The organism is Martinezella sp. CNPSo 3964 (assembly GCF_057784375.1).
This window is the reverse complement of sequence record NZ_JBXSOW010000001.1, coordinates 1102394-1117621: the sequence shown is the minus strand read 5'-3', so window position 1 is coordinate 1117621 and position 15228 is coordinate 1102394. Positions and strand designations below refer to the sequence as shown.

13 protein-coding genes and 1 riboswitch are annotated in these 15228 nt (G+C 60.9%); of the genes, 8 read left to right on the top strand and 5 right to left on the bottom strand.

Annotated features, from left to right (window positions below):
* Window positions 1–6: 6 nt before the first annotated feature.
* Window positions 7–624, bottom strand: a complete 618-nt coding sequence (locus AC13Q5_RS05500) for a DUF6656 family protein (protein WP_075855575.1) — start codon at window positions 622–624, stop codon at window positions 7–9.
* Window positions 625–726: 102 nt separating this feature from the next.
* Between AC13Q5_RS05500 and AC13Q5_RS05495 the strand changes: the two genes are divergently transcribed.
* From AC13Q5_RS05495 to AC13Q5_RS05485, 3 genes are all read left to right on the top strand, one after another.
* Window positions 727–1143, top strand: coding sequence for an ACT domain-containing protein (locus AC13Q5_RS05495; RefSeq protein ID WP_488501045.1), 417 nt, complete (start codon window positions 727–729; stop codon window positions 1141–1143).
* A gap of 203 nt (window positions 1144–1346) precedes the next feature.
* Window positions 1347–1550: riboswitch (cobalamin riboswitch) on the top strand.
* Window positions 1551–1647: 97 nt separating this feature from the next.
* On the top strand, window positions 1648–2892 hold the full coding sequence (locus AC13Q5_RS05490) for an aromatic ring-hydroxylating oxygenase subunit alpha (RefSeq protein ID WP_488501044.1): 1245 nt from the start codon (window positions 1648–1650) through the stop codon (window positions 2890–2892).
* A gap of 2 nt (window positions 2893–2894) precedes the next feature.
* Window positions 2895–3983: an FAD-binding oxidoreductase gene (locus AC13Q5_RS05485; protein ID WP_488501043.1), complete on the top strand. Its 1089-nt coding sequence runs from the start codon at window positions 2895–2897 to the stop codon at window positions 3981–3983.
* A 126-nt stretch (window positions 3984–4109) separates the two neighbouring features.
* Here AC13Q5_RS05485 and AC13Q5_RS05480 read toward each other — a convergent pair whose 3' ends face one another.
* Entirely contained in the window at window positions 4110–5060 is a 951-nt protein-coding gene (locus AC13Q5_RS05480; protein ID WP_488501042.1) for a glycoside hydrolase family 25 protein, read from the bottom strand.
* 307 nt (window positions 5061–5367) lie between these two features.
* On the opposite strand from AC13Q5_RS05480, the gene AC13Q5_RS05475 reads away from it, so the two are divergent.
* The gene (locus AC13Q5_RS05475; protein WP_488501041.1) at window positions 5368–5838 is read left to right on the top strand and encodes a BA14K family protein; all 471 of its coding nucleotides are present in this window, start codon (window positions 5368–5370) and stop codon (window positions 5836–5838) included.
* A gap of 68 nt (window positions 5839–5906) precedes the next feature.
* Here AC13Q5_RS05475 and AC13Q5_RS05470 read toward each other — a convergent pair whose 3' ends face one another.
* Window positions 5907–6908, bottom strand: coding sequence for a transporter (locus AC13Q5_RS05470; protein ID WP_488501040.1), 1002 nt, complete (start codon window positions 6906–6908; stop codon window positions 5907–5909).
* Window positions 6909–7196: 288 nt separating this feature from the next.
* Between AC13Q5_RS05470 and AC13Q5_RS05465 the strand changes: the two genes are divergently transcribed.
* Window positions 7197–8975: an acyl-CoA dehydrogenase family protein gene (locus AC13Q5_RS05465; protein ID WP_488501039.1), complete on the top strand. Its 1779-nt coding sequence runs from the start codon at window positions 7197–7199 to the stop codon at window positions 8973–8975.
* A gap of 9 nt (window positions 8976–8984) precedes the next feature.
* On the top strand, window positions 8985–9737 hold the full coding sequence (locus AC13Q5_RS05460; protein WP_488501038.1) for a crotonase/enoyl-CoA hydratase family protein: 753 nt from the start codon (window positions 8985–8987) through the stop codon (window positions 9735–9737).
* A 95-nt stretch (window positions 9738–9832) separates the two neighbouring features.
* On the opposite strand, the gene AC13Q5_RS05455 is transcribed toward AC13Q5_RS05460, so the two are convergent.
* The gene (locus tag AC13Q5_RS05455; RefSeq protein WP_488501037.1) at window positions 9833–11083 is read right to left on the bottom strand and encodes a class I SAM-dependent RNA methyltransferase; all 1251 of its coding nucleotides are present in this window, start codon (window positions 11081–11083) and stop codon (window positions 9833–9835) included.
* Window positions 11080–11820, bottom strand: coding sequence for a TlyA family RNA methyltransferase (locus tag AC13Q5_RS05450; protein ID WP_488501036.1), 741 nt, complete (start codon window positions 11818–11820; stop codon window positions 11080–11082). The genes AC13Q5_RS05455 and AC13Q5_RS05450 overlap by 4 nt, the downstream gene beginning before the upstream one ends.
* A gap of 111 nt (window positions 11821–11931) precedes the next feature.
* On the opposite strand from AC13Q5_RS05450, the gene AC13Q5_RS05445 reads away from it, so the two are divergent.
* A complete protein-coding gene (locus AC13Q5_RS05445) occupies window positions 11932–12939 on the top strand; it encodes a DUF4424 domain-containing protein (RefSeq protein WP_488501035.1) in 1008 nt (335 codons plus the stop codon).
* A 225-nt stretch (window positions 12940–13164) separates the two neighbouring features.
* Entirely contained in the window at window positions 13165–15111 is a 1947-nt protein-coding gene (locus AC13Q5_RS05440) for a methyl-accepting chemotaxis protein (protein WP_075855563.1), read from the top strand.
* Window positions 15112–15228 lie beyond the last annotated feature (117 nt).

Sequence of the window (15228 nt, the reverse complement as noted above, 5' to 3'; positions counted from 1 at the left end):
CAATCGTCAAAGCTGGCGAATGATGTCGCGAAGCTGCTCGTTGCGGGCGCCGAGCAAAAGAACATTACGGATGGCGATCTGCGGATCGTGCGTGTGGAAGAGCACGCCGTTGCCGCGAATGTCGCGATTGATCGTCAGCTTCTTGTCTTCCGCTTGCTTGTCCGGATGGATGGCGACGGCGAAATACATCCGCGAATATTTCAGACTGATGTCTTCGAAGAAATTCTCTTCCTGGCCGATCCGGGCAAAGAAGTTGGCGATGTAGAAAGCCCAGTTCACCTGCTCATATTGCGCGAACTGCGTCCGCGCGGCTGTCACGTGGCAGTAGCCGAGATGCGGCGTGTCCTTCAGCGTGTGATGGAAGATGAGCTTCGGGAAACGGATTGATTTGTGGAAGCTGTTGAGCCGGTCATGTGTCTTTTCACCGGCATCTCTCAGCTTCTGCGCCGTGCGCACCGCTACTTGCTCATGGCTGATATATTCCCGCTCTTCCGCAAGCCAGTGCGACCTGTTGCGGTTGATGCGGCCCGTGCGCAGGAATTCGCTGTAGCCCGTTGTTGATACCGGTGGCGCCGGCTCGGGCTCGGCGGGCTTCCCAGCGTCGAAATATCTGAGTTTGGCCATGCCGGATCTCGCTTTAGACGTCTCTGGACGGCATGGTAGACGGAATAGCTTGAGCCGGGCTTAACCAATTTGAGACGCCGAACCTTGAGGAGACAGACAAACATGCCTGGAATTATCGATCTCAAGCAGCTTCTGTCCGGCATGAAGCCGAATCTCGTTGAAGGCGAATTCGTCTATTGCAGCGTCCCGGCATCGGCACTGGCCGATCATTTGCATCTGGAGCCGATCGGGCTGTTCCGAGAAAAAGAAGGTATAACGTTGATCCTTCCGCAGGAGGCGGCCCACATGGCAGCGCTTGCGGTCATGCCCGCCATGCGCATGATCACGCTCGAAGTCCATTCGTCCCTGGAGGCGGTCGGGCTTACTGCGGCCTTCGCCACGGCCCTTGGAAATGAGGGCATTAGTGCCAATGTCGTCGCTGCCTATTACCACGATCACATCTTCGTTCCGGCTGCCGATGCGGAGCGCGCCATGACTGCGCTGCTGGCGCTTTCCGCCACCCAGGCAGCCCGTCGATAACAGCTCTGTCGCATTCAGAATAAAGCGTCATCATTCGGGTGCGGATGGGCTGCATATCCGCATTTTGGCATGGTCGCATAAGCGATTGAATCATCTTCCTATAATGCCTTTTCGTGGAACCGTCTCGGCGTTCCGTTTCGCCTGTCGTCAATTTCGGAGCCGATGTCGCATTGCAGCGCAGCGGCTGACGGAACCGAGAGCTATGATGCCATCAATCTCAAGGTGCCGTCTGCTAGGGAGACGGAGAATTGGGAAGCCGGTCAAAATCCGGCGCTGCCCCCGCAACGGTGGTGGAGTGAGGCATGGCGAATAAAGCCACTGGGTCGGCCGACCTGGGAAGGTGCCATGGGGTTCTGGAAACAGGGCCGCTCCAGAGCCCGGAAACCAGCCTTGGGCGCATAAGGTTTACTGACCGCGGCGGGTGGTCGGGACATTGCTTTTGGCCGCTCCCAATCGGCCGCGCATGTCCTTTGCCCCCTTCCTGGTACTGCTAAGGATAGGCAAATGGACATCAGCAGCAAAGTTCTGCGGCAATTGAAGAACCACCGGACGGGCTTGAGCCTGGAGCAACCCTTCTATACCGATCCGGATTACTTCAAGCTCGATATGGAGACGATCTACTATCGCGACTGGCTGTTCATCGGCCATGATTGCGAAGTGCCGCGCGCGGGCAATTACTTCACCGTCCAGATCGGCGACTATCCCGTCGTGATCGCCCGCGGCCGCGATCAGGTCATCCGGGCCTTCCATAACAGCTGTCGCCATCGCGGCTCGCGCGTCTGCTCGACCGAGCGCGGCTCCTCGGCGAAGCTTGTCTGCCCCTATCACCAGTGGACCTACGAGCTCGACGGCTCGCTGCTCTTCGCCCGCCAGATGGCCGAGGATTTCGACAAGAGCCAGCATTCGCTGAAGCCGGTTCATTGCGAAAGCGTCGGTGGCTACATCTTCATCTGCCTCGCGCAGAACGCTCCCGATTTCGCGCCGGTTCGCGCCGCGATCGAGCCCTACATGGCGCCGCACCGCATCAGCGAAGCCAAGGTCGCCTTCCAGAGCACCATCATCGAGAAGGGCAACTGGAAGCTCGTCTGGGAAAACAACCGCGAATGCTACCATTGCGCCGCCAATCACCCGGAACTTTGCCGTACTTTCCCGGAAGCGCCGACCGTGACCGGCGTTCAGGGCGCAATGAACGATCCCGTCATCGCCGAGCACTGGCAGCGCTGCGAAGCAGCCGGCCTGCCGAGCGAGTTCAAGATTTCGCCTGACGGACAGTTCCGCGCCGCTCGCATGCCGCTGATCGAAGGTGCGGAAAGCTACACCATGTCCGGCCAGAATGCCGTCAAGCGGCCGCTCTCGTCTGACGTAACGATCAACGGCATCGGCACGATGCTATTGTTCCATTACCCGACGACATGGAACCACATGCTCGGCGACCACGCCATTTCCTTCCGCGTCCTGCCGATCAGCGCTGAGGAAACCGCCGTCACCACCAAGTGGCTCGTTCACAAGGATGCGGTCGAAGGCGTCGACTACAATCTCGAAGAACTGACCCACGTCTGGACCGAAACCAACGATCAGGACCGCCGCATCGTCGAGGAAAATGCCTTTGGCATTCGCTCGCCGGCCTATGAGCCCGGTCCTTATTCGGAAATCCATGAAGGCGGCGTCATGCAGTTCGTCGAATGGTACACGACATTCATGATCAACCGGCTGCAGGGCGACCAGGCCAAGCTGTCGGCGGTTGCCTGAGCATGAACATGGCCGTCTCCCATTCGCATCGACACCTCGACCAAATGCAGCCCTGGAGCGACAGGCAGCATATGCTCGAATGTCTCTCCGTCACGCCCGAGGCGCCCGATGTGATGACCTTCACATTCGGCTCCGACAAGGACAACTGGTTCCGCTATCTGCCGGGCCAGTTCGTGACGCTGGAGCTGCCGACGGCTCCGGAGCCGGTCATGCGCACCTATACGCTCTCCTCGACGCCGTCGCGGCCCTTCTCGGTCGCCGTGACGGTGAAGGCGCAGAAGGACAGTATCGGCACGCGCTGGATGTTCGAGAACCTGAAGCCCGGCATGCGCATCAAGGCTTTCGGCCCGCTCGGCGATTTCAGCCATATCCGCCATCCCGGTGAAAAATACCTCTTCGTCTCCGCCGGCTCCGGCATCACACCGATGATGTCGATGACGCGCTACATGTCCGATATCGCACCGCTGTCTGACATTACTTTCGTCAATTGCTCGCGCAGTCCGACCGATATCATCTTCCGCTCCGAGCTCGAATATCTCGCCCGCTTCATGCCGAACCTCAATCTTGGTCTCATCGTTGAAGGCTGCGGCCGCACCGATCTGTGGTCGGGGCTGAAGGGACGCATCGACAAGGCGAAGATCGGCCTGCTGGCCCCCGATTTCATGGATCGGACGATTTTCTGCTGCGGCCCGGAAGTCTTCATGGACGCCGTCCGCTCCATGCTGGAAGCGCATGGCTTCGACATGTCGCGCTACCATCAGGAAAGCTTTCAGCCCGCCAATGCGGCAACGCCGCTTGCCGAAGTTTCCGACGATGCCTCCGGTGAGGCTGCAACGACGATCCGCTTTACCATGGCAGGCAAGGATGTGGCCTGTGCCGCGGGGCAGACCGTGTTGCAGGTGGCGCGCGGCGCGGGCGTGCGCATCGGCGCGGCCTGCGAATCCGGCCTCTGCGGGACATGCCGGGTGATGAAGCTTTCGGGCGAGGTCGAGATGAGCCACAATGGTGGCATCCTCGATGACGAGATCGACGAGGGCTATATCCTCGCCTGCTGCTCGCGCCCGAAGACGGATGTTCAGATCGAGGCATAGCATCGACTTGAAAGCCGCCTCGCCAAGCTAGAGCAATTCCAGGAAAAGTGCGCAACAGTTTTCCGGGAATTGCTTAAAAACAAAGAGATAGAGCGGTTTCGCGATCCAAAGAAAAGCGGAAACGCTCTAGAAATCCTGATAGTTCAGCTCGTTGATTTCGACCGGCTTCGATTGTGGGGTCGAGGCCGTGACGACTGGGTCGATATCGACCATGAGTGAAATGAGGGTCTGTCGCGGCCCGCTGCACATCTGCGTGAGCGCGATCGTCAGGTCCGGTGCGGGCAGGGGTTTGGCCGGCAGAAGATCGCCCTGCGGCCAGATCCTGGCGAGCTGAACCTTCGTCATCGGCACGACGTTGACGTCGATATCGGTGAGCGTGCCCGGCACCCGATAGGGGCAGCTCTTCTCGGAACAATTGTCCGACGACGCAAACTGCCAGATGGCATAATTGTCCCAGTTGCCGAGCGGGAAGGTGCCTTTCACGTCGGGCTTGTAGCGCGCATACCACAGGGGCAGCCGCGACAGCAGCGGATAGGTGCCGCGATGATCGGCGATATAGCGCGCCGTGTTGTGATTGACGTAGAGAATGGGATAGCGCCCGGTCCTGACCTTGATGTGGGCGACGAAGATCTGCGCATCATCGAGCGACATGAATTGCGTCGCATCCATGCCGTCGATGTCGAGGACCATGAGTTCGTCCGGCTGCGGATCGGCATAGTCGAGAAAATGATTGGCCTGGTCGATCGGATTGCCGGGCCGGCCCAGATGATAGGCGCCCCATAGCAGGCCATTCGTCTTTGCCAGCATGCGGCGCGTTTGAAACAGCTCGCGGCTGACGGCGTACTTGCGCCACATCGTCCTGCAATGGGCCACTGTGTCGCCGCCATGGTCGCCGGTGCAACTGAAGCTTTCAGGTAATCCATCCGACGCCTTGGAGATGAAGCCGGCGATCCGTTTGTCCTGCAGAAAGGCGGTCCAGTCGATGGTGTTCAGCTCGTAAGCATCGACAATCAGGGCGTTTTTTGGATCGCCCCAAGGCTGGCTTTCACCGGCCGAAGGCTTGGAGACCGACCCCATCAGGGTCAGGATCGTCAACAAGCTGTAAATGAGGAGGTTACTCTTTCGGTATCCTTTCATGAAATAATAGTAAGGATTGCTGGTTAATCTTGGGTTAAGAATGAAATCACTATAAATTCATGGTGGAGCCCCGCATAACTCCTTAATTCGGTAGGGATTTGAGGAACTAAATAACGCGCTGCCGCGTTTCTTGTCGTCTACTCGCATATGCGACGAAGCAGGCAGTGAAACCTTGCTCGGGATGCATTCCCGACATGAAACGCCTACAGGCTTGAGTATCAAGTCGAACCAGGGAATGGAGATAAAAATGCTTGGTTTCCGTGCAAAAACCGCGACAGTCGCCTTAACGGCTGCCGTCGCCCTGACGAGCTTCACACCGTCTTTCGCCATGCAGATGCCCGCCGCACCAATCGTCAGTCAATCCGCGCCTGCCCAGGCTGCACCCGGCAATGTCGAACAGGTGCAGTGGCGCCATGGTGGTTACTATCGCCGCGGCTGGTATGGCGGCTACCGCGGTTATCGCGGCGGCTATCGTCATGGTTATCGCTATCACGACGGCTATTGGTTCCCGCTGGCAGCCTTCGGCGCCGGTGCGCTGATCGGCGGCGCAATCGCTAGCCAGCCGCGCTATTACGAACCCGCTCCGGCTCCGAGCGCCGGCATCAATCCGCGCCATGTCGAATGGTGCGAGGGACGCTATCGTTCCTACCGCGCTTACGACAATACGTTCCAGCCGAACTCCGGCCCGCGCCGCCAGTGCTATTCGCCGTATTTCTAAGCAGCGGTCCCAGAATGAAAAATGTCAGCCGTCCGGTTCCCGCCGGGCGGTTTTTTTATGCTTCGATGTCAGAGAATATTGACCCGCCTGAGCAGCCACCATGCCAGCAGCATGGAGGCGACGATGAACCCTACGGCATATCCGGTGCCGCTTGCACCGCCCGCCAGCGGCAGCCCCGATGTGTTCATGCCGAAGAAGCCGGTCACCAGCGTTGGCGGCAACAGAAATGCGGTCATGATCGACAGGATATAGAGATGCCGATTGATTTCGGAAGCGAGCTTCGAGTCGATCTCTTCGTGCAGCAGCCTGGCCCTTTCCTGCAGGGCATAGACATCATGCTCTACCGCTTCCAGTCGTCCCGTCAGTCGGGCGGCGACATCTTCGAAGCCGAGCGGCATTTCCTCGTCGTCCGAGGCAGCGGCATGGCGCATCAGCGAGAGAACGGTCCGCAGATGGCGATGCAGGCGCACGATCGTCCTGCGGATGGGCGGAAGCTTGGCGCGCTCATCGCGCGACGTGTTCCCGTGGACGAAATCCTCGATGCCGTTCAGCTCTTCGCTGATTTCAATGACAACAGAGATCAGGGTCCGCTGGAATTCGACGACGATCAGCTCGAAAATATCCACCGGGCCTGTGAACCGCGCTGCATTCTTTTCGATCAGTACGCGGGTTCTGTCGAGGCTGCGAAGCGGCTGCAGCCGGCTGGTGATGAGCATGCGATCGGTGAACGCGAAATGCAGCCAGCCGATGTCGTGGGTATTGTGGGCGAAGTCGCGCTGGAAGTCGACCAATGTGCCGAAAAGCATCTGCTCGTCGACCGTAATCGTCGCATGTGTCTCATGCGTGGTCAGCGCTATGCGGGCAGCCTCGTTCAGTCCCGGCGCATCCTCAAGGAAGGCCGGTACCCGCGCATCCACGAGATTGAGATGCAGCCAGAGAAAACCGTCGTCGCTGAAGAGCGTCGAACGGTCGGTATCGTCAGGCAGGCGCTCCGGCTTGGCCGCGTCGGGACGGAGACGGTATGCCCAGATAAAGCCGGGTATGGTATTGGCTGACGTGAGCGTGTTCATGGGGGCATCGTTCGCATTGTCTGAACAGTTGCCTTAGTCTTCGTTCATGACGATTGTTTATGCAAGTCCGTGCTTTCGCGGAATAATCGCGGATATAGGCGGCGATGTCACAGCCGCGCAGCGCGCGTAAGACGCATGTCAGGTTCGAGTTCGCGAGACGGTGGAAATCGGCGTCTCTGCAATTTGAGAAAATTGACGTTTACGTAAAAATAAACTAGCTATAGCCACAAATGGCCGATGGTCCGGGTGAGGCGGATCATTGCCAGCACCGATCCGGAGGAAAGCATCATGTACAAGGCGCCTGTCGAAGAAATCGCGTTCACGCTGAAACATGTCGCCGGCATGGAGCGCGCCATGGAAGAGGGCGCTCTTGGCGATCTCAGCACCGATCTTGTCGATGCCATCCTGTCGGAAGCCGGGCGTTTCGCCGGCGAGGAGGTGGAGCCGCTTGCCGACGTCGGCGACAAGCAAGGCGCAAGGCTGGTGGACGGCAAGGTGGTCCTTCCCGATGGCTGGGAGAAGCTCTATCGCGACTGGATCGCCGGCGGCTGGAATGGCCTGACCGCACCGGAGGAGTTCGGCGGCCAGGGCCTGCCGCACATGCTGAACATCGCGACGCTGGAAATGTGGAATTCCGCCTCGATGGCCTTCGGCCTTGCACCGACGCTGACCATGGGCGCGATCGAGGCGCTGCATGCTCACGGCAGCGACGATCTCAAGAAGACATATCTGGCAAAGCTCGTTTCCGGCGAATGGTCCGGCACGATGAACCTGACCGAGCCGCATGCCGGTTCCGATGTCGGCGCCCTGCGCTCACGCGCCGAACGCCGCGATGACGGCACCTATCGCATCTTTGGCCAGAAGATCTTCATCACCTGGGGCGATCATGAGGCGACCGAGAACATCATCCATCTCGTTCTCGCCCGCCTTCCCGATGCGCCTGCCGGCACGCGCGGCATTTCGCTCTTTCTCGTGCCGAAATTCCTCGTGAATGACGATGGCTCTCTTGGTGCCCGCAACGATTATTTTGCCCATTCGCTGGAGCACAAGCTCGGCATTCACGGCTCACCCACCTGCACGCTCATCTTCGGCGACGGCAAATATGGTGCGGAAAAGGGCGCCGTCGGCTGGCTGGTGGGTGAAGAGAACAAAGGCCTCGCCTGCATGTTCACGATGATGAACAACGCTCGCCTGGCCGTCGGCATCCAGGGCGTGGCGATTGCCGAAGCAGCGACCCAGAAGGCCATCGCCTATGCCCGGGAGCGCACACAGGGCCGCGCGCCGGGCACGGCCGCATCGGGCATGAGCCCGATCATCGAACATCCCGATGTCGCCCGCATGCTGCTGACGATGAAGGCGCTGACCCAAGGCTCGCGCGCGATCTGCTACGCTTGCGCACAGGCGATCGACATGTCGCATCGCGATCCCGAGAGGGCAAAGTATTGGCAGGAACGTGCAGCGCTGCTGACACCGATTGCCAAGTCCTTCTCCACCGATGCCGGCGTCGATGTTGCCTCGCTCGGTATCCAGGTCCACGGCGGCATGGGCTTCATCGAGGAAACGGGGGCTGCACGCCTGCTGCGCGATGCCCGCATCGCGCCGATCTATGAAGGCACCAACGGCATCCAGGCCATCGATCTGGTGACGCGCAAGCTGACGATCGCAAACGGCGATCACGTGCGCGGTTTCATCGCCGAATTGCGTGAGATCGCCGATAATGTCGCGAAGTCCAATCTCGAAGGTTTCGGCGAAACGGCACTGCGGCTGCAGGCAGCCATTGCCGATCTGCAAAAGACCAGCGAATGGCTCCTGTCGAAACAGGCGGAAGGTGCCGTTGCCGAAGCCCTGGCGGGCGCTACTCCCTACCAGCGGCTCTTCGGCCTCGTGCTGACGGGCTCCTATCTGGCCAGGGGGGGGCTGGCCGATGCGGGCGATGGCGAGGGAGCCAAGCGCATCGCACTCTGCCGCTTCGCTGCCGAAAATCTTCTGGCCGAAACTGCAGCCCTCTCTGATCGGGTCATCGCCGGCGCATCCAGCCTCGAAGCCGCCCGCGCCGTACTAGCCTGAGGAAAAGCCATGACCGACCACATCCTGATCGAACGCCCCGAGACTGCGCCACATATCCAGGTCATCCGGTTCAACCGGCCTGAAAAGAAGAATGCCATCACGCGCGCCATGTACCAGACCATGACCGATGCGCTGAAGGCGGCAGAGGAAGCGCCAGAAGTCCGCGTCCACGTCTTCCTCGGAACAGAAGGCTGCTTTTCCGCCGGCAATGATTTGGCCGATTTCCTCGCCTTCGCCATGAGCGGCAATATGGGACGCGAAGTGATTGATTTCCTCGTTGCGCTGGCACGCACGAAGAAGCCCGTCGTCTCCGGCGTCGATGGCCTGGCGATCGGCATCGGCACCACGATCCACCTGCATTGCGACCTGACGATCGCCTCCGATCGCAGCCTGTTCAAGACGCCCTTCGTCGATCTCGCCCTTGTTCCCGAAGCTGCCTCAAGCTTGCTTGCTCCGCGCGTCATGGGGCACCAGCGCGCCTTCGCCCTGCTTGCGCTGGGAGAAGGCCTCTCTGCTACCGAAGCCAGGGATGCCGGCCTGATCTGGAAAGTGGCTGCGCCGCAAGCCGTGGAGGCTGAAACGTTGTCGCTGGCCGCCAAACTGGCCGCCAAGCCGCCTGAAGCCCTTCGGATCGCACGCGACCTGATGCGCGGCTCACCGGATGCCGTTCTGGCACGCATTCAGGAAGAGGCCGAGCATTTCGCCGCCCAGCTGAAAAGCGCCGAAGCCCGTGCTGCCTTCGAGGCATTCATGAAGCGGTGATCGTCAACCCACCCTCGTGGTGAGATGCGAAGCTCGAAGGGCGTAGCCTCGAACCACGAGGGTCGGCCAGCGAACTGGCGATCGCAAAGCCAGAACTACTTCTCCAGTGCCGCGACCACCTCGACATGCGAGGTCCACAGGAACTGGTCGATCGGGGTCACCCGCGTGATGCGGTAGCCGCCTTCGACTAGCAGGGCCAGATCGCGGGCGAGCGTCAGCGGGTTGCAGGAGACGGCAACGATCTTTTTGACCTGGGAGCGAGCAAGCTCCTTGCTCTGGAATTCCGCGCCGGCGCGCGGCGGGTCGAAGACGACGGCGTCGTAGACCTTCAGTTCCTGCATCATCAGCGGCCGGCGGAAGAGGTCACGGCGTTCGACGCTGACAGGCTTCAGCCCCTGTGTATTGCGGGCGGCATGATCCAATGCCGCGAGCGGTTTGTCTTCGCTTTCCACCGCATGCACGCGCCCGATCCGCGCCAGGCGAAGCGAGAAGGTGCCGCTGCCGGCGAAGAGATCGGCGATGCGCTTTGCCTTGCCCACATGGCCAGCAACCAGCTCGGCCATAGCATCTTCGGCCTGCTTGGTCGCCTGCGTGAAGGCGCCTGGTGGCGGTGCGACCTGAACGCCGCCGAAATCGATCATCGGCTTTACGGGCTCCACCAGGATCTCGCCGTTCAGCGAGACGCGGGCGATGCCGCGAAGCGACAGCACGGTTTCGATCGTGCTGCGGCGCTGCTTGTCCGAAAGCGACTTGATGCCGTCAACGGCAAGATCGAGGCCGGTCTGTGTCTCCAGCACCGAGATGCGGAAGGCTTCGGCATTGATGGCCATCGCTGCGGCAATCGTCTTGATCGCCGGCAGGCGAGCCATGATGCCGGCCGAGGCGATGGGACATTCCTCGATGGCGACGATGTGGTGGCTTTCGGCCTGGTTGAAGCCGATCAGCATATCCTTTTCTGTCTTGCGCGCGGCGAAGACCACCCTGCGCCGTTCGCCCGGATGCGCGGCAACGATATCGTCCACTTCCGGCGTCAGGCCCTTCGAGCGCAGGGCATCGACGACGAGCTGGCGTTTGAAGGCGCGATAGGGCGCATCGGCATAGTGCTGCAGGGTGCAGCCGCCGCAGGCGCCGTTGACGCCGTGCGGGCCGAAGTGCCGACAGTGCGGCTCCTGCCGGTCCGGCGAGGCAGTCGTGATCGACATTAGCGTGCCCTGGCTCTTCACCCGCGCGATGGCGACGCTTTCGCCGGGCAGCGTGAAGGGCACGTAGATCGGGCCATCTGTGCCCTGCGCGATGCCGTCGCCCTGGGCGCCGAGCTTCTGGATGGTGACGGTTTCAGTGCTCATGGCTTGATCCCTGCGAGAAGAAATTCCTGGTTGCCGTCGCCGCCCGCGATCGGCGAAGCGATGAGGCCGAGGCTTCGCCAGCCCATGTCCTCGGTGAACCAGCGCTCAAGTTCGGCCGCAACCGCCGGAGCGGAGGAGGGGTCCTTCAGGAGGCCGGCCTTGCCGATCGCATCGCGGCCGGCTTCGAATTGCGGCTTCACCAGCAGGGCTGCCCGCGTGCCGGGTTCTGCAAGCTTGAGCGCCGGGGCGAGGGCCAGCTTCAACGAGATGAAGGAGACATCGGAGACGATGAAGGTGAAAGGCGCGCCGATATCGTCGGCGGTCAGGTTGCGCGCGTTCAGCCCCTCGAGATTGGTCACGCGCGGATCGGCCGATATGCGCGGGTGCATCTGGTCGTGGCCGACGTCGATGGCCGTCACGTGGGCGGCACCGCGCTCCAGCAGCACCTCGGTGAAGCCGCCTGTCGACGCGCCGACATCGAGGCAGTGCTGTCCCTTCGGATCGAGGCCGAAATGGTCGAGCGCCGCCACCAGCTTCAAAGCCGCGCGCGAGACATAATCCTGTGCCGGATCGTCTATATTGATCTCGGCATCTTCAGTGAACAGCGAACCCGGCTTCGTCACGACCTTGCCATTCACCGTCACCGTGCCGCGCTGGATGGCATCACGAGCGCGGGAGCGGCTGGCGAAGAGCGAGAGGGTGACGAGAAGCTGGTCGAGGCGTTGCGGATCGGACATGGGCTGTCCATGCCGGGCAATGCGTTATGTTGCAAGCCTTTTATGCTGATATCGACATTGACGGCGGATTGCGGCCGGCGATAATCGCCGGGATCAACGGGCGAGGGCATCATGCGAAAGATCGGTGGCTGTGCGGCGTTAGTGGCGATGTTTGCCGCTCCGGCTCTTGCGAACGACACCATGGCCGAGCTGAGGACGGGCGGGCTCGCCTATGTTCGCACCGGCGATATCAGTATGGCTGAGGAGAAGCTGTTCGTTTCGCAGGCCGAAGTGCGCGTCGACTATGTGTTCGAAAATACCTCCGACAAGGATGTCGAAAGCGTCGTGGCCTTTCCGATGCCCGATATCAAGGGTGACATCGACAGCATGGTCGATGCCGGAAATGTCGATTCAGACAATTTCCTCGGTTTCACCGTGACCCAGGATGGCAAGGCCATAGCACCGACCCTGCAGCAGCGGGTATCGGTGGCCGATGTCGACATGACCGACGAGCTGAAGGCGCACAATGTGCCGCTGCTGCCGCTGAGCAAGGTCGCCATGGATGCCGTCGCAAAGCTTCCCGTCGATGTATTGGAAGACTGGACGGCCCGCGGCCTGATCGCCGACGACGAATACGACAATGACGGCCAGGGCATGAAGCACCATCCGACCCCGATGTGGACGCTGCACACGACCTATTGGTGGCGCACCAAATTCCCGGCCAAGGCCAGGATCGCCGTTCAGCACAAATACAAGCCAAGCGTCGGCGGTACCGTCGCGATCACCTTTGCCGGCGACGAAGACTATCAGAGGCAGCAGTTACAGGCCTATCGCGGCAGATATTGTCTCGACGAAAGCTTCCTGAAAACTGCGACAAAGCTCGCTGCCGTGGCCGACAAGGGCGGTCGGAGCTACACCGAGAACTGGATCTCCTACGTGCTGACGACCGGCGCCAACTGGTCCGGCCCGATCAAGCATTTCGAACTGACGGTCGATAAGGGCAATCCGGAGAACTACATCAGCTTCTGCGGAACGGATGTGAAGAAGACCGGCCCGGCCACCTTCCAGATGACGGCGCGGGATTTCTATCCCGAGCACGATCTGGACATCCTCATTCTTGCCGCTGCTCCCGTAAACTGACGAGCGGTCGATCGGCCCGCACGGAATTAAATAAATTTAAAGCCGAAGCCTCTACTGATGCCGGGGATTGCGGTGATCTGTTTTGAGGTCGCCGCCTGCCATGAAGGCTTCGCGCGTCTGCGTCCCAATCATGCCCTCCCTGAATTCTTCGAGCGTCGGCCGTACTCCCTCCCAGTGACGGCCGGAGGATGCTCGCCAGGACCGGCGCTCAGGAGGCGCTCGCTCATGTTTGCGAAAAAACTCTCTTTGAATGGCAAGCTTGCCATTACATTTACGGCCCTGATCGCCATTTTTGCCTGTGTTTCCGCTTTCGTCTACGCAAAGCAGGACGTGTCGGCCGGAGCCGCCGTCGAGCAGACAAAGTCGCAGCAGCTCGTCAGCCTGATCGATGATTCGCTGCAGGCCATGCTGGAGCAGGCCGTCAATCTGCGCGGTTTTCTGCTTCTGCGCAGCGACAGCACCTACGGCGATATCTTCAACAATCGTGAGCGGATGCTGAAGAGCATCGCTGCGGCCAAACAGGTCGCGGCCGATTCCCCCGATCTGCTTCAGGCGATCGACAACATGCAAAAGGCTGCCGATCTCTATTTCCATCAACTCGCGGAGCCGCAGGCCAAAGCCCGCAAGGAAACCGAGATGCCGCTCGACCAGATCGTCAAGATCGGTCAGAACGAAACCAAGGGTCAGCTTGATGGCTTCCGCGAAGCCGCTGCTAAGATCAAGCAGGCCGCACGTACCAAGGCGAGCAACCTGGCAGCCATGCAGGATGACGCCAACGGCGATCTTCGCCTGACGCTTATCGTCGGCGGCATCTTCGCCTCGCTCGCCGCTGCTGTTCTCGCATGGCTGCTGTCGCGCGCCATCGTGCGTCCAATCGTCGGTATGACGGCTGCAATGGGGCGTCTGGCCAATGGCGAGCATGACGTCGAAGTTCCGGCGGTTGGTCGCGGCGACGAAATCGGCCGCATGGCGGATGCCGTCCTTGTCTTCAAGCAGGCCGGCATCGAGAAGCTGCGTCTTGCCGGCGAGACCGAGCGTATGCGTGGCGATGCCGAACACCAGCGCCTGATGAATGATGAGCAGAAGGCACGTGAAGAGGGTGAAATTCGCTTCGCCATGGAAGCGCTTGCCGGTGGCCTCTCGGCCCTGTCTTCCGGCGATGTTGCGACCCGCCTTCACAACAGCTTTGCACCGCAGTTCGACAGCGTTCGCGCCGATTTCAACAATGCGGTCGAGAAGCTGGAAGCGGCCCTGCAGTCCGTCGGCTCCAATGCCCGCGCCATCAATGCCGGTGCTGACGAAATCCGTTCGGCCGCCGACGATCTGGCGCACCGCACCGAACAGCAGGCCGCCGCGGTCGAAGAGACGGCCGCAGCACTGGAAGAGGTCACGACCACGGTTCGCGACTCCGCCAAGCGGGCCGAAGATGTCGGCCATCTCGTCGAGCGCGCTCGCCTCGGCGCGGAGCGGTCGGGCGAAGTGGTTCGCAAGGCCGTCTCGGCCATGCAGCAGATCGAGAAGTCCTCGGGCGAGATCAGCAACATCATCAGCGTTATCGACGATATTGCCTTCCAGACCAATCTTCTGGCGCTGAATGCCGGCGTCGAGGCCGCCCGTGCCGGGGATGCCGGTAAGGGCTTTGCGGTCGTCGCCCAGGAAGTGCGCGAGCTTGCCCAGCGCTCCGCCAATGCTGCCAAGGAGATCAAGTCGCTCATCACCACGTCGAGTGATCAGGTCAATACCGGCGTGTCGCTGGTCGGCGAAACCGGCAAGGCGCTGGAGCTGATCGTATCCGAAGTGCAAGAAATCAACCGCCACGTCGGTGCGATCGTGACTGCGACCCGCGAGCAGTCCACCGGCTTGCAGGAGATCAACACAGCCGTCAACAACATGGATCAGGGCACGCAGAAGAATGCTGCCATGGTCGAGGAGCAGACGGCGGCAAGCCATGCGCTCGCCCGCGAAGCTGCGGCGCTCAACGAGCTGCTCCAGCAGTTTCGTCTCGGCAATTCCGCTCAGGCTGCACCTGCCCGGCCGGCCGTTGCAACCGCACGCTCGAAACCGGCTGCATCGCCGGCTCGGGCTCTTGGCCGCACCGTCGCCAAGGCTTTCGCTGGAAAGGCAACCGCAGCGGCTGCCGCCACCGCGCGGGACGATTGGGAAGAATTCTGATCGTTCAACGATGGCTTCGTGGGGTACTCTGCTGGGCGACTCACGGCGAATCACCTTCAAAGACCCATCGGCCCGTCGCTTTGCGGCGGGCCGCTTCGTTTTTTCACAGTTTGTATG